Origin of the sequence: Sporolactobacillus sp. STSJ-5 (assembly GCF_024385605.1) — a bacterium.
Taxonomy (GTDB): domain Bacteria; phylum Bacillota; class Bacilli; order Bacillales; family Sporolactobacillaceae; genus Sporolactobacillus.
Window position 1 is genome coordinate 22,913 of sequence record NZ_JANFOJ010000023.1, and the last position, 19,120, is coordinate 42,032.

Below are 19,120 nucleotides of genomic sequence, written 5' to 3' on the forward strand. Positions count from 1 at the left end.
ACTCTAGCATGTCAAAATATGTATCAAAAAACTGCGAGAAGATTTTCTCGGCAGCAACAGTTTTCGATACTCCTGACCTACTACTACAAAATTTTTCAAGTCGCTCATAAACCAGCGTTGTAAGTTTAACATTCAGACCCCTTACGCCTTTTTTCAGTCTTGGGATAGAGTGTTCCCTACTAAATCTTCCATATCAATCAGTTATCATCTCCATAATATCCGCTATATCGCAATCCAAAGCCATGCAAATTTTTTGTAATATTTCTGTGTTAACATTCTCGTTTTTTGCGAGTTTTGTAATCGATGCGGAACTGATTCCGGCGGCTTTCTGCAGATCCTTTTTTTTCATATCTTTGTCAATTAAAAGTTTCCATAATTTTTTATAGCTAATCGCCATTTTCACCTACTCCTGCCATATAGAGTTTGCATCGGATAATATTATACCATATATATCCGACGTAAATAAACTTTTTTCTTTACATACGCATGATTTTTTGATGAGAAATCTCGATTTTTATATGTTTGATATTTTTGAAACGGACAGGCATGGCGACCAGCTCGAGGATGTCGCCTGGGACTTCCTCAAATAGAAGCTCACTTCTGAACATGAAGACGAAATCGCTTTCAATCAGTACTTTTCTTCATAAATTCTATTCTCTTGTATTCTCCACACTCCAGAGGAACAACCGCCGAAACCTTGATATGGTTTTTTATCATTTTATTCCGCATATTATCGCCCTCATCCGTAAAGACAAAATGCTTGAAAAAGCGTGCTTGAAATCAAGGATTTCTACATATCTGCTCGTTGTAGCAATACCACGCACTCCACATGCATCGTCTGCGGGAACATATCAACGGGCTGCACTTTTTTAACCTTATACTCGCCTGCAGTGAGCAGCTTAAGATCACGCGCGAGTGTCGCAGGGTTGCATGAAACGTAGACGATCCGCTCCGGCTGCATGGCGATCATGGTGTCGATTAGTGACGCATCGCAGCCTTTGCGTGGCGGATCAACAACAATAACATCCGGCTCAATACCTTGATCGCGCCATGCAGGAATCACATCTTCCGATTTACCAACTTCGAATGTGGCGTTGGTGATCTTATTAAGCTCTGCGTTCTTTTTTGCATCTTCGATAGCTTCAGGAACAATTTCAACGCCGTAGACATGCTTCGCTTGTTTGGCAAGGAAAAGAGAAATCGTGCCGATGCCGCAGTAGGCATCAATCACCGTTTCTTTTCCGGTCAGTTCGGCGTATTCCAATGCTTTGCCGTAGAGCACTTCGGTCTGGCTCGGGTTGACTTGGAAAAATGATCGCGCCGAAATGGCGAAGGTGACGTCGCCGATTTGGTCATAGATGACGTCGCGTCCCCAGAGTGTTTTGGTTGTGTTGCCAAAAATCGCGTTGGTACGCCTTGAATTGATGTTCTGCGCAATTGACTTTATTTGCGGGTAACACTCGGTCAAGGCTTTGATTAACAGTTTGCGGAATGGCAATTCGTCCGTGCGCGTGACAAAGACAACCATGATCTCGCCGGTTTTCTTGCCAACGCGAGCCATCACGTGGCGCAGCACACCGCGATTTTTCACTTCATCATACGGTGTAAGTCCGTTTTCTTCAGCAACTTGGCGGGCAGTTTGTACGATTTCATCGATAAGCGGATCGGTGATCATGCAATGATCCATGGTGACGATATCGTGGCTGCGTTTCTTGTAAAAACCAAAGGCAAATTTCCCATTTTGCTGGGCGACCGGAACCTGTATCTTGTTGCGGTAGCTCCACGGCTCGTCCATGCCTAGCGTTGGCTCGACGGTGATGTCGCTCAAACCGCCGATCCGTTCCAGTGCGTTCTGGACGATCTCTCGTTTGTAAGCGAGCTGGCCTTCCGCGCTGATGTGCTGAATCGCACAGCCGCCGCATTGATCATAATAGGGGCATGGTGGTTCGGCACGGCGGTCACTGGTCTCGGTCAGTTCGAGCAATCGGCCGTAACCGTAGCCTTTTTTCGTTTTGATCACTTGAATCTTTGCTTTTTCACCTGGCAATCCGCCGGGAATGAACAAAGTATAACCGTCAACCTTGGCAACGCCGGACCCATCTTGGGTTAGGTCGGTGAAGGTTACCTCAAGTTGTTGATTTTTCGCTACTGGTACGTTGGATTCGGACATTTGCAAACTCCTACTTGTTATGATCTATAGTTTATCGGTCAGTTTTATGATTTTATCAGTCACTTTTGCAATTTTATCGGTCACTTCTCCGATTTTATCGGTCACTTTTGCAATTTTATCGGTCACTTCTCCGATTTTATCGGTCACTTTTGCAGTTTTATCGACTGGTTTGCCTAGTTCCTTATGGGAAAACACAGGAACACCGCTTTAAAATTAAAAAATGCCATGAACCTTGAACAGTTCATGGCTCCTGTTTTATTGAAGTTGCTTGATTTCCTGCTCAGTTTCGAGGAGGTGCGCATCCTCAGTTTCTTTTGGCACCATCAAATGGAGATGGTGATAAAGATTGACGATCTCGCCGGGAAGGTCGCCGCCGTATTCGCCGTCGATATTGAGCTGCATCTTTTCTTCTGATTCGATTTTGATTCGGCTTGCCTGTGCGTAAATAACTTTCGGATCTTTCATGTGCTCGCCGCGAATCGCCATAGATGCAAGGCGGATAAATTCCGCGAGATTCGCCGCCTTCAAAATAATCAGATCAAAGAGTCCGTCATTCAGCTTGGCATTAGGCGCTAATTTTTCAAATCCGCCGACTGAATTACTGTTGGAAACGAGGAAGAGCATGATGTCGCCTTCAAAGGTCCGGTCGTCATAATCAATTTTCACTTTTATCGGTCGGATTGATGGAAGCATCTCAATTCCTTTAATAAAATAGGCTAATTGACCAATCATTGTTTTCAGTTTGCTCGGTACGTCATAGGTCAATTCTGTCAACCTGCCGCCGCCGGCGATGTTCACGAAATAGCGATCGTTGACTTTCCCGATATCAATCGGCATTTCATGGCCATTGCACAGCACGTCGCAGGCTTTGACGATATCGCGCGGAATACCGATGGCTCGTGCAAAATCGTTGGTTGTTCCCAAGGGCAGGATTCCGAGCTTCGGACGGTATTCCTTTTCCGCAAGTCCGCTGATCACTTCATTAATGGTGCCGTCGCCGCCAGCCGCGACAACGAGATCAAATTTTCGTTTGACCGCTTTACGCGCAGCCTTGGTTGCATCTTCCTCCCGTTTGGTCGCGTAGGCAGACGCTTCATATCCCGCATCTTCAAGCCGGTCAAGGATATAGGCAATGTTCTTTTTCGCCAGCTCTCGACCTGATGTAGGATTATAAATGATTCTTGCCTTTTTCATGATTATCACCCAATCAATCTCTATATGAAGATTTTCCATTGAACAGAAACATTAGAAAACTTGGCTTCGCCAAACCTCTGACAAAGGCGAAGTCTTAGTTGCGACGGCCATGGATGGCCTAGTGTCCGGTGAGCCGCAGGACGCGGCGTTTTGCCGGACCGCTTATACTATTTTCCTTGAATTTTATATACTTATAGTACAAAAGGGGCCTTCTCATGTCGGCTCAGTTCTTATGCCGTATGAATGATTTCTATTGACTCATCTACGATCATTCTTCATTCATTGTGTCCGATCCAAATGATCACTAATCAACCATCGTCTGATCGTGTTTGGATGCGTTTACGTAAACTGGCGCTGCTTAAGACCCAGCGCTCAGCATTCTTATTTTATTATATTGTAAACGATTTTTAAAATCAAAATCGATCCTGTGAAAAAATTCCTACACAAACAGCCTCAGGAATTAAAATCGGAGAGCATTTGCAGTGGCAAATACCGATTTTGATAAACTTCTGATTTTATCGAGCACTTTCACAAATTTATCGAGTATTTTTCCGGTCTTCAGTGGACTTAATCCGTTCTTGACCACATATTCGACGCGGTCTCTCTGAAAAAAAAGCGGGATTCCCATCAATCAGGAATCCCGCTTTCACTACTTTTTTTTACAGTTTGTTAACTTCATCAAGAATGATCTTGTTGACCATTTTCGGATTGGCTTTGCCGTGTGTTTGTTTCATGACTTGGCCGACAAGGAAGCCGAGTGCGCGGTCCTTGCCGTTCTTGTAGTCAATCATGGATTGCTTGTTGGCTTCAAGAATCGGTGCAAGCATGTCGCGCAGCGCGCCTTCATCAGAGATTTGAACGAGTCCCTTGGCTTTAACGATTTCTTCCGGATCGCCGCCTTTTTCGATCAGATCCTTGAAGACCTTCTTGGCGATCTTGCTGGAAATCGTGCCCTTCTCAATCAGCTGGACAAGCTTGGCCAAGCCTTGCGCCGTCATTGGCACTTGGTCAATGGTCTTGTAATTGCTGTTCAAGTAGGCGGATACTTCGCCCATCAGCCAGTTGGAGACAAGCTTAGCATCAGCGCCTTCAGCAACTGCAGCCTGGAAGAAGTCGGACATCGTCTTCGTCTGAGTGAGCACCATTGCGTCATATTCCGGCAGGCCAAGTTCTTCGACGTAGCGCTTCTGACGAGCATCCGGTAGTTCGGGAATTTCCGCTTGAATACGATCGATCCACTCCTGGTCGATCTTCAGCTTGATAATATCCGGTTCTGGGAAGTAACGGTAGTCGTCGGAGCCTTCTTTTCCACGCATGACGGTCGTCGTCTTCGTCGCGTCATTATAACGACGCGTTTCCTGTACAACTTCGCCGCCGGAAAGCAGCACGCGTTCCTGACGCATTTCTTCGTAAGCCAGACCTTTTTCAACAAAAGTGAACGAGTTGAGGTTCTTAAGCTCGGTCTTTGTGCCAAATGTTGTCTGACCGAACGGGCGGATGGAGATGTTGGCGTCACAGCGGAGTGAGCCTTCCTCCATCTTAACGTCGGACACATCAATGTACTGCATGATCGCTTTCAGCTTTTCCAAATAAGCATACGCTTCTTTAGGATCACGCATATCTGCTTCCGACACGATTTCGATCAGCGGTGTACCGACACGGTTGAAGTCGACGAGAGATCCTGATCCGTCTTCCAAGTGGCTCAGCTTTCCGGCGTCTTCTTCAAGATGCAGACGGTGTACACCAATCCGTTTCTTTTTGCCTTCGACTTCAATCTCGATGTACCCGTTGCGTCCGATCGGCTGATCAAACTGAGAAATCTGGTACGCTTTCGGATTGTCCGGGTAGAAATAGTTTTTCCGATCGAATTTCGTCTCTCGGGCAACCTCGCAATTCAGTGCCAGTGCGGCCTTAATTGCATAATCAACCGCTTCATGATTCAGAATCGGCAGCACGCCCGGATGTCCGAGGCAGATCGGGCATGTATTCGTATTCGGTTCAGCGCCGAACTGGTTGGCGCAGCCGCAGAATGCTTTCGTTTTCGTTTTCAATTCGACATGGACTTCAAGTCCGATGACTGTCTCAAAATTACTCATTTATTCATCGCCCCTTTGGCAGGCGTTAATGTGAATCCGGCTGTTTGCTCATAAGCATGCGCGGCGCGATACAGTGTCTCTTCACCGAATGGACGGCCGATCATCTGCAAACCGACCGGAAGTCCGTCTGCAAGACCGCATGGCAAACTGATTGCCGGAATGCCTGCAAGGTTAACCGGGATTGTCAGAAGGTCGTTTGCATACATCGTTAATGGATCATCGATGTTTTCGCCGACCTTAAATGCAGGTGTCGGCGTTGTCGGTCCGACAATGATGTCATGATTCTGGAACACTTTTTCAAAATCTTGCTTGATCAGTGTGCGCACTTGCTGCGCTTTTTTATAGTAAGCATCATAGTAGCCTGAGCTGAGCGCGAAGGTTCCGAGCATGATCCGGCGTTTCACTTCATCGCCGAAGCCTTCGCTTCTCGACTTCTTATACATGTCGATCAAGTCATTCGTTTCCGCACGCACGCCATAGCGTACGCCGTCAAAACGAGCGAGGTTTGCCGATGCCTCGGAGGAAGCGATAATATAATAGGCAGGAACCGCATACTTCGAATGCGGCAGGGAAACTTCGTCAACAACCGCGCCAAGTGATTCAAGCTGTTTGATTGCCGCACGAATCTTCTCTTTAACGGATTCGTCAATACCGGCACCCAAGTATTCTTTTGGTACTGCAACGCGGAGACCCTTGATGTCGCCGGTCAGTGCCGCAGCATAGTGCGGAACCGGTACATCAGCGCTCGTCGAATCATGGCGGTCAAGCCCGGCAATCGTTTCAAGCAGATAGGCATTGTCTTCAACGGTACGCGTGATCGGTCCGGCCTGATCCAGTGACGAAGCAAACGCCACTAGGCCGTAACGCGACACACGTCCGTAGGTTGGTTTCATGCCGACCACGCCGCAAAATGCGGACGGCTGGCGAATGGAACCGCCGGTATCTGTTCCAAGCGCGAACAGGACTTCGCCCGCAGCAACTGCTGCAGCAGAACCGCCGCTGGAACCGCCAGGAACGCGTTCCAAATCCCAAGGATTTTTCGTGATCGCGAAGGACGATGTTTCGGTGGATGAACCCATCGCAAACTCGTCCATGTTTAATTTTCCAATCGTAATTGCTTTTTGTGCCTTAACCTTGTCAACTACGGTAGCATCATAGAGCGGATCGTAGTTTTCAAGAATATGGCTGGCACAGGTTGTTTTCAAACCTTTTGTGACCATGTTGTCTTTAATTCCGATCGGCATTCCGGAAATAATGGCTTCTTCCGCCGTACCGTTCTCGTCAAGCGCCTTCGCTTCGCTGCGGGCAGCCTCTTCATTCAAGGTCAGAAACGCCTTCACGTCTCCATCGACTTCATGAATACGTGCGAACGCTTCGTCGACAAGATCGGATGCCTTAATTTCCTTGCTATGTAACTTTTGAGACAAAGACACAAGGCCTTCTTCAAAAAGTGGCATCTCTGTTATCCTCCTTCTGCTTCCATCAATCCGCTTCCATAATCAGCGGCACTTTAACTTGTCCGTCTTCCTGAACCGGTGCGTTCTTGAGTGCTTCCTCACGCGGCAGCGATGGTTCAACAACATCCTCGCGCATTACATTGTACATATCCAGCACGTGGGTCGTCGGCTCGACGCCTTGCGTATCCAGCTCATTCAGCTGTTCGGCGAAACCAATGATATCATCCAACTGCGTTGTGAATGTCTTAATTTCCTGATCAGTAAAAGACAGACGTGCCAAGTTTGCCACGTATTTTACCTGTTCTTCGTTGATCCTGCTCATCTTTTTCACCTCCGCCAATCGGCTTTATTTGCCACCTCTTGGCAAATTCCAACAATGCCTTAATCATATCAAATACCATTGACACTATGCAATAACCGCAGCGCTGAAACGATGCGATTTGGCAAAAGTTTACCTAAGGCAAATCACCTATGGCCTGCCATAATGAAATGATTCCAAAACCAAGAGTGATGCCGGCAGAGAAACGATTCACCCAGATCAGCATCTTTCTGTCCATCTTTTCCCGAAAATGACCGACACATACGCAGAGGAGCAGCCACCAGGCAGCAGAACCGCTAAAAACACCAATAACCAGAAAAAGTGATGATTGTACCTCGCCGGAAGCAAGTCCAATACCCGCAAAAATGCTGACAAACGAGAGAATGGTCATCGGATTGGTCAGTGTCAGAGCAAATGTGGTTGTGTAGGCACTGAAGAGCTGCCTGCTGCCTGCAGGGCTCGCCGATTTGTCGGATACCTTTGACCGCCACGTCTTCGCGCCGAGAAAGCAGAGAAAAACACCACCGATCACATGCAGCCAAATCTGCTGATCAAGCAAAAAATGAGCAACAATCGTCAGTCCAAAGGCGGCGATGGCACCATAAATGGCATCTGCACTCGCTGCGCCAATGCCGGACAATAGACCATGAAGCCGGCCAAAAACAAGGGTTCTGCGGATGCAGAGTATCCCGATCGGACCGACCGGAGCCGCGATTGCGAGGCCCAAAAGGAATCCTTTCAACAAAAAGAAGAAATCCATAATTAACTTACGAAAAGCGGTCAGCATGAATCGGGAGCTGTGCCGTTTCTTTTAGCGAATTCATGACAATCGTGGTTCGTGTTTTTACGCCCGGAAGCTTTTTCAATTCACTGCTGATGACGCGATCCAAATCCTTAGTATCCTTGGCACGCACCTTGAGCAAATAATCGTAATCCCCCGCAATATGATGGCATTCTTGCACTTCAACGAGCTCATGGATCAACTCGAGAAATGCTGCGCGCTGCTCAGTCTTTTCAAGCGTGACTGCGACAAAAGCTGTGCATGTATTGCCTACAAGCTCCGGATCAATCATCGCCCCATACGCCTTGATAACCCCTTTTTCCTCCAATCGGCGAACACGTTCCGCTACTGCCGGAGACGACATATCAATTTCACCGGCCAGATCAGACCATGTCGCACGCCCCTGCGTCATCAATATGCGCAGCATCTTTAAATCAAGCTTGTCCAACGGCTCATCTCCTTTATTATTTTAATTTTTATCTTTATATTAATTAATATACATTGTATTTATGATATTTTCCATATTATTTTAAATTTATTAAAGGAGCAAATTTCCTGAAAACAAAAAAATGAAACCGCCGCTAAGCAGTTTCACTTCATGACTGATTTAATGCTGAAAAATATGAACATAGGGTTGATCCATAGATTCCGTTCGCTCAATGAGTGCCTCAGGTATATCGCCTGTTGTAATATAAATGTGAATCGGAATACTTCGCTCAAACGGAAAGCGTTTATCCACAAGCGATGTCACGTAGTTCGTAAAGCCGATCATTTCCGACTCATCGACGAATTTATTAAAGTTAATCGTTAAAGTCAAATCACTTAGGTCCTTATTCCGATAGAATGCTTTGCCGATGACTCCCACATAGTTCGGATAGTATTTCTGCACATCGTTCTTGATTTGATTAAATTTATCCAGATCACCTTTATAGCTGTTCGTAGCGTTGTCGGAAGGAAACAGAACATGATGCTCGTCAATACTCGTCCATTTGCCAATGGAACTGGATCCGGCGGAAATTTCCGTCTTTGCAACAAAATCGCCCGGAACATAGGACTGCGGCTCCGCAGTAGTGTATAAGGTTAAGAAGATCGGAATATTCTGCAGATCTTCATAGGTATTATCATTTGAATCCTTATTGTCCTTTCCAATGTTTCGTATCCGCTGAACGATTTGCTGGGCATGCGCCTTGGCCCATGCTACGACTTTCGCACGATTCAATTTTTCAGAGATCGGATAGATCTTGCCATTATAATTGATATTATCCGCATAAACCGAATTCAGTGAGACAGCAACGGACATGCCGGCAATCTTGTATTGTCCCTTGCTGTTTTTCTTCATATAGTCCTGTTCAAGAACGTAATTGATATACTTCGGACTGTTTTTCGACTGTTCAACAATATTTTTTCCTTTTCCAAGTGCTGGATTAATGCCGGGAACAACCGTCTTCTGCTGATCTTTTGAAAGACTTTTATTCGCAGCACGCTGCGGTTCCGATCCGTTTCTGTAAAGTATGCTGTTAATATCCGTATTTTTCATATACTGTCCCATTTGGAATACATAATCATTGGGACTGAATACATCTTTGGACAAATCCATCAAACCGGTTTCCAATTGATCCATATCCACTCGGTTTTTCGGTCCGTATTGAATATAGCCGCGCGTTGTGCTGCCGGATTTCGGGCGCAGCATTTGATAATCCGAATCATTCGTACTCGGAATCAAGCTCGCATTCTCTGTCTTGCCGCTGCTGTTCTTAACCGTACTGTTGTCCGAATTGTTAAACCAGCATCCGGAAAGCACTAGTTGCAAGGCGAGCATGACGGAACAAACCGCCGCCGTTTTTTTCCATTTCATTTGGAGCATCCCCTATTCCTTGAGCGTTTCCGCAAAGCGCGCTTCATCCCAGACTTCGATCTGCAGCTCCTGCGCTTTTTTAAGTTTTGATCCTGCTGCCTCTCCGGCAACGACGAGATCGGTGCTGGCACTGACACTGCCGGTTACTTTACCGCCGCGCCGCTCGATCTCTTCTTTCGCTTCATTTCGTGTCATCAACGTCAATTTACCGGTCAGCACCACTGTTTTCCCGTTAAACGGCGAATCCGATTGAGCGGCAACCTCCGGATCCGGTCCGAGATAGGCCATGTTCACACCGGCACTTTTCAATTCATTAATCAGCGCACTTACCTCAGGTTTTGAAAAATAGGTGATCAACGAGTCTGCCATTTTCTCACCGATTTCATCGACGGCGACCAATGCATCCATATCTGCAGATGCCAAGTGATCCATGTCCTTAAATGCTTGAGCCAAAAGCTTCGCTGCCTTGGATCCGATATAGCGAATGCCGAGCCCAAAGAGCAGATGCTCAAGCGAATTTTCTTTTGACCGTTCAATGGCGTTCAACAGATTGTCGGTTGATTTCTCGCCCATTCGTTCCATGGAAATCAAGTCGTCGCGATTCAGTTTATAGAGATCGGCAACATCAGCAATCAGCTTCTTTTCAAATAGCTGGGTAATGACCTTTTCGCCTAAACCGTCAATATTCATCGCGCCTCGGGAGACAAAATGAATCAATCCTTCCCGAATCAGCGCCGGGCATTTCGGATTGATGCAGCGCAGTGCGACCTCTTCTTCAAGCCGCACGAGCTCGCTGCCGCATTCCGGGCAGTGCGTCGGCATTGCATAAGGCAATTCTCTGCCTGTCCTTTGTTCTGTGAGCACATTCACGACTTCAGGAATAATGTCGCCTGCTTTTCGGATGACGACGCGATCACCGATCCGCAAATCCTTCTCTCGAATTAAGTCTTCGTTATGAAGGGAGGCTCTTTTGACCGTTGTTCCGGCAACAGATACCGGGGTAAGCACGGCTGTCGGTGTGACGGCTCCGGTACGGCCGACACTCACCTCGATCGCTTCCAGTGTGGATACGACTTCTTCCGCGGGAAATTTATAGGCTATCATCCAACGCGGCGACTTGACTGTGTTGCCCAGTTGCTGCTGCTGTACCATATTGTCAACCTTGACGACAATACCGTCGATGCCATAAGGCAATGCATCTCTTTTTTCGGTATATTCTTTTATATAATCAAAAACCTCTTGCATCGTCCGGCAGCGTCGCGATTCCGGATTGACGGGGAGACCAAGCGCTTTGATGGCTTCAAGCAGACCATAGTGTGTTTTGATCTTATCGCGATCAAACCGGCCGGCACTATATAGAAAAACCGAGAGCCTTCGCTTCGCCGATATTTTCGGATCGAGCTGTCTGAGTGATCCCGCCGCAGCGTTACGCGGATTGGCAAAAAGCGGTTCTTCATTTCTTTTGCGTTCCTCATTAAGCTTTTCAAAGGATTTCTTCGGCATGTAAGCCTCGCCACGCACTTCGATATCAATGGGTTCCGGGAGAACGAGCGGTAAGGAACGGACGGTCTTCAAGTTGTGGGTAATGTCCTCTCCGATCGTTCCATTTCCGCGTGTCGCGCCCAGCACGAATTTTCCTTTTTCATACGTGAGCGAGATTGCCAATCCATCGATTTTCAATTCACAGACATAGGTCACGTCATCGCCGACTGCCTGCCTGACGCGGCGGTCAAAATCCAGCAGTTCCTCTTCGCTGAACACATCGCCGAGACTAAGCATAGGAAGATCATGCGTCACCTTGGTGAACGCTTTGAGCGGTTCGCCGCCAACACGCTGTGTCGGCGAATCCGACGTGATCCACTCAGGATGCTGCTGCTCCAATGCAAGCAGCTCGTTCATCAGCCGATCGTATTCGCTGTCCGGCACACTTGGTTTGTCTTCCACATAATATTCATAGCTGTATTGATTCAGTTGTCGGTGCAAATCAATAATATGTTGCGGCAGTCGCTCTTCCATGATTCGTTACTCCTTTAAGCCGTTAGTAAATCATTGTTCCATTTAATGAATGCACAGTCTCTTTCTACTCTAGTCAGTTCAAAAAGGAGGACAAAAAGGGCCGAGGCCAGGCAGAATGCCTCGTCCTGTGGCATGCCTGACACTAGCTCATCCTGAGCGTCGAAGATCAAGAAAGCGCAGTTTCGAGCACCGGAACGTACTTCTACAGGATGTAGTGACTTCGACGTTACTCACAGGACGTGAGTGTAATTAGTCGAAGATCACCTGTAATACGTGAGGAGCGTAGAAACAAGCTGACACAGAGATTCGACAGCAATTTTTCCCGGACTTTTTGAACATCCTCTATTATGACCCGGTCACACTTTCTCAATCGGAGCAAATGCTCCAAGAAGCCGTTTCAAGCCGACTGGGCTTGGGAATACAATATCCAGTTCGACGCTGTCACCCGTTCCTCGAGTGGCAACAATCGTACCTTGACCCCATTTTTTATGCGTCACTTTATCGCCTGAGCGCCATTCTTCATTATTATGATTCTTCTGCAGAACAGGCTTAGGCTTCGTGTATGTCGAAGCAACTCGTTTTTCAAAAGGCGATCCTGAGCCGGATTTCGTTGAGAATCGGCCGGAGATTTGTTCCTCTTCCGAATCTTCCCTTGTGATTAATTCTTGCGGAATTTCTTTAATAAAACGCGATGCGGGATTGGCAATCGTTTTGCCGAACAACATGCGCACCTGTGCACTGGTCAGAAAAAGCTGCTGTTTGGCGCGGGTGATGCCGACATAGGCAAGCCGGCGTTCCTCTTCCATTTCGTCGCCATCATCCAAAGCGCGCAGATGCGGAAAAATCCCCTCTTCCATGCCGACGAGGAAAACAACAGGAAATTCCAGACCCTTGGCGGAGTGGAGCGTCATCAGCGTCACCGCGTCTTGAGGTGCCTGGTCGTCCTGGTCGTCAATATCAGCGTCAAGCGCAAGTTCGGTCAGAAAATTGATCAGTGATTTATCATCATTCCCGCTTTCAAATTCTTTCGTCACAGACAGAAATTCTTCCAAGTTTTCAAGGCGGCTCTGCGCTTCAATCGTTCGCTCAGCCTTGAGTGCGTCGCGGTAACCGGATTTATCCAGTACCTCTTCGACAAGCTCGGTCACAGACAGAAATTCCTGCATTTTGGACCAATTAAGAATCATCTCAGCGAAGGCCTTCATCTTGCCTGCCGTACGTGCGGCAATCCCTGTTTGCTCGACATCACCAATCGCCTGCATGAGTGAGAGATCCGCCGCAATCGCGTAATCGGCCAGTTTATCCATAGAGGATGCACCGATGCCCCGTTTTGGTTCATTGATCACGCGTGCCAGGCTGATCTCATCTTCTGGATTAGCGATCAGACGCAGATAAGCGAGCACATCCTTGATTTCCTTACGATCGTAGAATTTGATACTGCCGACCATTCGGTACGGGATATTCGATTTGACAAGCGTTTCTTCAATGACACGGGACTGAGCGTTCGTTCGGTACAGTACGGCAAAATCCGAATACTTGAAGCCGTCCTTGAACAGTTCGCGCATCTTCCCCGCGACATAATAGCCTTCCTCGCGTTCGGTTGGTGCTCGGTAATAGGCAATTTCCTTACCGTCCGCATTTTCCGTCCACAGATTCTTCGGCTTGCGATCGTGGTTGTTCTGAATGACATGGTTTGCCGCATCGAGAATCTTCTTCGTTGATCGATAGTTCTGCTCCAGCTTGATCACTTGTGCGTTCGGATAGTCTTCCTCGAAGGAGAGGATGTTGTGAATGTCTGCGCCGCGCCATCCGTAGATCGATTGATCGGAGTCGCCGACGACACATAAATTTTTAAATCGGTCGGCAAGCATGTGAACAAGCAAGTACTGCGACCTGTTCGTATCCTGATATTCATCGACATGAATATATTGGAATTTCTTTTGGTAAAATTCCAACACTTCAGGGACGCGCTGGAACAGATGCACCGTTGTCATAATCAAGTCGTCAAAGTCGAGCGACTGATTCTGCAGCAGTTTTTTCTCATAATCTTTATAGACATCGCGCGCAACCTCTTCAAAGGGGCCCTGCGCTGTTTTCGCAAAATCAGCGGCTGTTTTTAATTCATTTTTAGCGGAGCTGATTGCACCTAATACACTGCGCGGTGTGAATTTCTTCGGATCCAGATTCTTTTCTTTGAGAATCTGCTTCACGACCGACAGCTGATCGGTGCTGTCCAGAATGGTAAAGTTGCGACTGAGACCCATGCGGTCGATGTCTCGGCGCAGAATCCGCACGCACATCGAATGAAAGGTTGACACCCAAGTGTCCTCAACAAGCGGTCCTGCCAATTTTGCCAGCCGCTCCTTCATTTCCTTGGCAGCTTTATTGGTAAACGTGATCGCCAAAATATTCCATGGCGCGATATCTCGTTCGATCATCAAATAGGCCATACGATGCGTCAGTACACGCGTCTTTCCGCTTCCCGCTCCCGCCATGATCAACAGCGGTCCCTCATGGTGCTTCACTGCTTTTAATTGTTCCGGATTAAGTCCTTCCAATAATTCCTGTGAAAGTCGTTCCATTATGATCACTTCCTAAAAAATAGAATCCATATCTGCTCTATAAAAAGACGCACAAAATGCAAAGTCGGCGTATTCTGAATAGATCATCTTCCCAGAACATCGCCGCCTCAATGCATCGTTTCTTCACATTAGAAAACTTGGATTTCTTATCCAAGTCGATCAAGCGTCATCTTATAACCATCTGTACCAAAATTGATGCATCGTTTCACACGGGAAATAGTCGCCGTGCTGGCACCGGTCTCTTCTTCAATCTGATGATAGGTCTGCCCCTCCATCAGCATTCTCGCCACTTGAAGCCGCTGCGATAATGATTGAATTTCGCCCATGGTGCACAGATCGTCAAAAAAACGATAGCATTCCTCGCGATCTTTTAATGTCAAGATGGCGTCAAACAGCTGGTCAAGAGCTTTGCCTCTTAATTTATCAATTTGCAACCTTGTCCATTCCTTTCTCGTCGGTTAAATCCGTAACTTCATCACGTTTTCTGTATGCACAATCACCCTATCGTGCTGATTAAACGACACGGATACAGGTACCTTTTCTTTTTTTAATAAACACAGTACGTTCCTTTCAAACTCGCAAAACCATTACTTATAACATCTTACCTCAAATACGGTCAGTGATAAAGTCGAAGCAGCAAATGTTTTCATCCTTCACCGTATGAAATTCAAATATAATCCAATAAAAAACGTTTTTTATAAATAGTGTTATTTATGTTTACGTTTTCATTGCTATTATGTTAGCCTAGAGATGTTTGTTGATTATACTTAGCGAGGACGTGGGCATTGTGAACATTCTGTGGGATTTCGATGGGACGATCTGTGATACGTACCCGGTATACACGAAGCTTTTTAAACAAGTACTGAATTCAGATCGTGACGAAAAAGATATTTTCGCTCAAATAAAAATCTCATTTTCAACGGCATATGCATATTTCCGCATGACACCTGAGCAGATCAGCACTTTTCATCAGCTCATCCGCCGCTATCCGTCAGACGGTTTCAAGCCGTTCCCTTCTGTGGAAAAGGTGCTTGCCGCAGCGGACAAAAATGTAATTATGACGCATAATAATCGTGAGGATCTTGTCCGCGTACTGCGTCAATTCGGTCTGGAAGGCTACTTTACAGATATGGTAACCAGCGATAACGGCTTTCCTAAAAAGCCGGATCCGGCATCTTATATTTATCTGGATGAACGCCATGGTTTTGATCTTGCCATCGGCGATCGCACGCTCGACATCATCCCGGCAAAAAAATTGGGCAAGAAAACCTGCTTGTTTCAAAATCATGTCAGCGGTGCCGATTTTTATATCGACAGCTATGATGAATTCTTTGATCGCGTGCACCTGTGAAGTGGCTGCCTTGCGTTTATCGAGCACTTCGCTGATTTCAAACCAAAAAAGCCTCCCGCGGAGACACTGATGACTCCGAGCGGAAGGCTTTTCTCTATCTATGTTTAGTTTGCAGCCGGTTCTTCATGTTCTTCAAGAGTCTGCTTGATATAACTCTTGATCAGTTCAGCCGATGCATTGAAGCCTTCTTGTTCTTTTTTGTTCAAGCGGTATTTAATGATCTTTTCAACACCGTTTTTTCCTAGAATGATTGGAACACCAATCGCAAGGTCATGCTGACCATATTCATCGTTCTGAATGACGGATGCAGCCGTGACACAACGTGCGTTGTTGAGGATTGATTTCGCAAAGAATGCCAGCTCGTTGCCGATTCCAAATTGCGTATTGCCCTTGCGTTTATGAATTTCCCAGCCAAAATGTCTGGCTGTATCTTCCACTTGATCGCGGTCGATTTTGCCGAATTCATCAAAATTATCTTCTTCGTATTGATCAAGCGGCTGGCCGCCGACTGTAACCTGCGACCATGCGGCAATTTGAGAGTCTCCATGTTCGCCGACCATAAAAGCACTGATACTGCGCGGATCGACATCACCGATCACACGAGATAATTGACGGCGCAGACGCATGCTGTCCAGTGCGGTACCCGTACCGATCACATGGTTTTTCGGAAGTCCTGACAGCTTGTAGAACAGATACGTGATAATGTCGCAAGGATTGGTTGCAATCACATATTTTCCTTTAAATCCTGCTTCGCGCAGCTTCGGCACGATATCATAGGTGATCGCTGCCGTGCCTTTGAGCAGTTCCAAGCGTGAGCCTTGAGGAATTTGAGACCTCTCCGTTACGGCGACAAGAATTACATCGCACACGGCCAACCCTTCAAGCGGGACCTCAATAACGCGCGTGCGTGACGGTGTCAGCTCAATGCTGTCCTCAAAATCCCATGCTTCACCCTTCGCACGTTCGGAATCAATGTCGGAAATATACAGTTCATCCGCCACATTTTCATGAACAATGGCTGAAGCCGCCGCTTTTCCGACATTGCCGATCCCGACAATACCTACTTTTCTAACTGTTTCATTCACTTCAATCCTCTCCTTTTGCCTTCTGATATATCCTTTTTTTCTGTATGGGTGACGTATATTTTACACCTTGCAAAGAGGTGAATCAATATTTTTTCGACTATTTGAACTAAATCAAATTAAATAATATCATGATTGAACATTTAACTTATACGACTTAAACTAGGATTACTTTATAATCTGAACTCCAATTGAGGAGACATTAATGACCATTGCGTTTCGAGAACTAACCAAAGAAGACATTCCGGAATTCGTTGACATGAGAAAACTGCAACTGCTTGAGGAAGGCGCAATACCGACAACCGATCTGACGAAATCGTTAACCAATTATTTTGAGACCAGTCTTGAGGACGGAAGTTTCGTCTCTTGGATCGCTCTTGTTGACGATAAGATCATCGCAACCAGCGGTATGTCCTTCAGCCGAAGGCCGCCCTACTATGAAAATCCATCCGGCTATGTCGGTACACTGTCTTGCATGCACACCTTAAGCGCCTATCGAAGAAAAGGAATCGCGACAAAACTACTGAATCATGTGATTGACGAAGCACGACAGAGACACTGCGGAAAAGTGACAATTACTGCGTCAGCGATGGGGAAACTGCTTTATAAAAGTTACGGATTCAAGCAGAAAGATAATTATTTAGATTATGATTTAAGGAGAACTAGTTGAGGAGCATGTGAAATGAAAATACGCTTAATGGAAATAGAGGATTATGCAGAAGTACACCGACTCTGGACGAATACCAATGGAATGGGCATGCGCAGCCTCGATGATTCCGTTAAAGGCATCGAAAAGTTTTTGAAAAGGAATCCTACTACAAATTTTATCGCTGAAGAAAATCATAAGATTATCGGTGTCATTCTGTGTGGAAACGATGGCCGCAGAGGCTACATCTATCATACAGCAGTAGACAGCAACTACCGTCGTCGCGGGGTTGGCAAACAATTGGTTGATGCCATCATTAATGCCTTGCGCGAAGAAGATATTAATAAAGTCGCCCTTGTTGTTTTCGCAACAAACGAAACAGGGAATAACTTTTGGCAAAAGATCGGCTTTAATAAACGTGAGGACATCATTTACAGGAACCTAAGCATCAATGAAAAGAACATTTGAAACAGTACGTTTGTGAATCTGAGTAACTTTCACTTAATGTAGCAATCATGATGCTTCGCGGTTGACGGAAGATGTGCAGCAAGGGCTGATTTAAATCAGCTAAAGTTCAACCTAACGAACGAAAAGATGAACCGAATTTCTGGAAATTTCAACCGAAGAGAAGGAGTTAGACCGAACGCCCAAAAAGTTAGGCCGAATCCGATAAAAATTAGACCAAACCCGTGAAAGGTTAGTCCGAACCCGATAAAAGTTAGACCGAACCTGGTGAAAGTTAGACCGAATGAAGCAGAGTAACGCGATTGTCTCATACATTTTGTGAATTTCATAATTTCGCTTTAACTTTTGGAGGATTGGCTTTAAGTTTTCCATCATTAGCTTTCACTTTTCACGGATTAGCTTTAACTTTTGTATTTCACCACTTTTCTCATTAACTTCACTGCATACTGCGCAGTGCGTAATTACTACGTAATAGACGAATACTGCGAAATAATCCGTAAGGTTTGCGGAAGTCCGGACTTGTAACGAAAGAATCAAAAATCATAACGAATCCACCAAAAGTAAATAAACGTTACTACGCACCTTTACCTTGATTTTTTTCTTGTCATGGTTTTAATACTTCGTTGATCGTCTAGAGTGGTTCTCGATCCATTTACTGATTTCATCAATGCTCATTTTGTTCTGTTGATCTGAGATTTTAACCATGAAGAAGCCAATATCATCTTTTTCCGCATAGAAGTCAATTGCGTTTTTTCTGAGCAAAGTTACTAAGCCTACAAAGTCTGTCCGCTTATTTGTATTATAGAACGCATAGTTTTGAACGATACTTTGAAAGAGTCCCGCAACTTTCTCATAAATTTTTGTACAAGCAATCTTGTCCTAAGACTGATTTTGGGCCGATTTACTGCACTGTTTAATAAAGTTCCATCACACCAAGTTGTTCCAATGGGTTATACCGCTTAATCAACGATATGTTAATCTGAATCAGATAGGGGATGATTCTTTTTAAAGCATTAGGGATTACTTAGTTGTTCGTAGAAGTCACTAGGATGAATCCGTTTGATCGTGCCGATTTGTTCGGGAAAGCGTTGGTGATTGGTTGTTAC

At 46.0% G+C, this 19,120-nt stretch carries 18 protein-coding genes; 3 read left to right on the plus strand and 15 right to left on the minus strand.

Features of this window, described 5'->3' with window-relative positions:
* Nucleotides 1–193 precede the first annotated feature (193 nt).
* The 13 genes from NOM01_RS15535 to NOM01_RS15595 all read right to left on the minus strand — a co-directional run bounded on the left by NOM01_RS15535 (nucleotide 194) and on the right by NOM01_RS15595 (nucleotide 14,904).
* Nucleotides 194–397 carry a helix-turn-helix domain-containing protein gene (locus NOM01_RS15535; RefSeq protein WP_255749485.1) on the minus strand — a complete coding sequence of 68 codons (204 nt, stop codon included), beginning with the start codon at nucleotides 395–397 and terminating at the stop codon, nucleotides 194–196.
* Between the two features lie 393 nt (nucleotides 398–790).
* Nucleotides 791–2,170, minus strand: coding sequence for a 23S rRNA (uracil(1939)-C(5))-methyltransferase RlmD (rlmD, locus tag NOM01_RS15540; RefSeq protein ID WP_255749461.1), 1,380 nt, complete (start codon nucleotides 2,168–2,170; stop codon nucleotides 791–793).
* A gap of 24 nt (nucleotides 2,171–2,194) precedes the next feature.
* The gene (locus NOM01_RS15545) at nucleotides 2,195–2,365 is read right to left on the minus strand and encodes a hypothetical protein (protein WP_255749463.1); all 171 of its coding nucleotides are present in this window, start codon (nucleotides 2,363–2,365) and stop codon (nucleotides 2,195–2,197) included.
* 60 nt (nucleotides 2,366–2,425) lie between these two features.
* Nucleotides 2,426–3,364, minus strand: a complete 939-nt coding sequence (locus NOM01_RS15550; protein WP_255749465.1) for a diacylglycerol kinase — start codon at nucleotides 3,362–3,364, stop codon at nucleotides 2,426–2,428.
* Between the two features lie 659 nt (nucleotides 3,365–4,023).
* Nucleotides 4,024–5,460 (minus strand): Asp-tRNA(Asn)/Glu-tRNA(Gln) amidotransferase subunit GatB, encoded by a 1,437-nt coding sequence (gene gatB, locus NOM01_RS15555; RefSeq protein WP_255749466.1) that lies wholly within the window; start codon nucleotides 5,458–5,460, stop codon nucleotides 4,024–4,026.
* Entirely contained in the window at nucleotides 5,457–6,917 is a 1,461-nt protein-coding gene (gene gatA, locus NOM01_RS15560; protein WP_255749467.1) for an Asp-tRNA(Asn)/Glu-tRNA(Gln) amidotransferase subunit GatA, read from the minus strand. The genes gatB and gatA overlap by 4 nt, the downstream gene beginning before the upstream one ends.
* Nucleotides 6,918–6,942: 25 nt before the next feature.
* The gene (gene gatC / locus NOM01_RS15565) at nucleotides 6,943–7,239 is read right to left on the minus strand and encodes an Asp-tRNA(Asn)/Glu-tRNA(Gln) amidotransferase subunit GatC (protein ID WP_255749468.1); all 297 of its coding nucleotides are present in this window, start codon (nucleotides 7,237–7,239) and stop codon (nucleotides 6,943–6,945) included.
* Between the two features lie 133 nt (nucleotides 7,240–7,372).
* Complete coding sequence (locus NOM01_RS15570; protein WP_370646166.1) at nucleotides 7,373–7,963, minus strand: LysE family translocator; 591 nt, start codon at nucleotides 7,961–7,963, stop codon at nucleotides 7,373–7,375.
* Between the two features lie 40 nt (nucleotides 7,964–8,003).
* On the minus strand, nucleotides 8,004–8,465 hold the full coding sequence (locus tag NOM01_RS15575; RefSeq protein ID WP_255749469.1) for an Lrp/AsnC family transcriptional regulator: 462 nt from the start codon (nucleotides 8,463–8,465) through the stop codon (nucleotides 8,004–8,006).
* A 159-nt stretch (nucleotides 8,466–8,624) separates the two neighbouring features.
* Nucleotides 8,625–9,872: a CamS family sex pheromone protein gene (locus NOM01_RS15580; RefSeq protein ID WP_255749471.1), complete on the minus strand. Its 1,248-nt coding sequence runs from the start codon at nucleotides 9,870–9,872 to the stop codon at nucleotides 8,625–8,627.
* A gap of 12 nt (nucleotides 9,873–9,884) precedes the next feature.
* Complete coding sequence (ligA, locus tag NOM01_RS15585) at nucleotides 9,885–11,888, minus strand: NAD-dependent DNA ligase LigA (RefSeq protein ID WP_255749472.1); 2,004 nt, start codon at nucleotides 11,886–11,888, stop codon at nucleotides 9,885–9,887.
* Between the two features lie 356 nt (nucleotides 11,889–12,244).
* Entirely contained in the window at nucleotides 12,245–14,470 is a 2,226-nt protein-coding gene (pcrA, locus tag NOM01_RS15590; RefSeq protein WP_255749473.1) for a DNA helicase PcrA, read from the minus strand.
* Between the two features lie 146 nt (nucleotides 14,471–14,616).
* Nucleotides 14,617–14,904 (minus strand): YerC/YecD family TrpR-related protein, encoded by a 288-nt coding sequence (locus tag NOM01_RS15595; RefSeq protein ID WP_255749474.1) that lies wholly within the window; start codon nucleotides 14,902–14,904, stop codon nucleotides 14,617–14,619.
* 353 nt (nucleotides 14,905–15,257) lie between these two features.
* Here NOM01_RS15595 and NOM01_RS15600 point away from each other — a divergent pair, with 353 nt between their 5' ends.
* Nucleotides 15,258–15,821, plus strand: a complete 564-nt coding sequence (locus NOM01_RS15600) for an HAD-IA family hydrolase (RefSeq protein ID WP_255749476.1) — start codon at nucleotides 15,258–15,260, stop codon at nucleotides 15,819–15,821.
* 104 nt (nucleotides 15,822–15,925) lie between these two features.
* On the opposite strand, the gene NOM01_RS17325 is transcribed toward NOM01_RS15600, so the two are convergent.
* Nucleotides 15,926–16,906, minus strand: coding sequence for an L-lactate dehydrogenase (locus NOM01_RS17325; RefSeq protein WP_255749478.1), 981 nt, complete (start codon nucleotides 16,904–16,906; stop codon nucleotides 15,926–15,928).
* Nucleotides 16,907–17,108: 202 nt separating this feature from the next.
* On the opposite strand from NOM01_RS17325, the gene NOM01_RS15610 reads away from it, so the two are divergent.
* Both NOM01_RS15610 and NOM01_RS15615 read left to right on the plus strand, forming a co-directional pair.
* The gene (locus NOM01_RS15610; RefSeq protein WP_255749480.1) at nucleotides 17,109–17,573 is read left to right on the plus strand and encodes a GNAT family N-acetyltransferase; all 465 of its coding nucleotides are present in this window, start codon (nucleotides 17,109–17,111) and stop codon (nucleotides 17,571–17,573) included.
* Nucleotides 17,574–17,585: 12 nt separating this feature from the next.
* Complete coding sequence (locus tag NOM01_RS15615) at nucleotides 17,586–18,017, plus strand: GNAT family N-acetyltransferase (RefSeq protein WP_255749482.1); 432 nt, start codon at nucleotides 17,586–17,588, stop codon at nucleotides 18,015–18,017.
* A 609-nt stretch (nucleotides 18,018–18,626) separates the two neighbouring features.
* On the opposite strand, the gene NOM01_RS17330 is transcribed toward NOM01_RS15615, so the two are convergent.
* Nucleotides 18,627–18,887 carry a type II toxin-antitoxin system death-on-curing family toxin gene (locus NOM01_RS17330; RefSeq protein ID WP_370646169.1) on the minus strand — a complete coding sequence of 87 codons (261 nt, stop codon included), beginning with the start codon at nucleotides 18,885–18,887 and terminating at the stop codon, nucleotides 18,627–18,629.
* Nucleotides 18,888–19,120 lie beyond the last annotated feature (233 nt).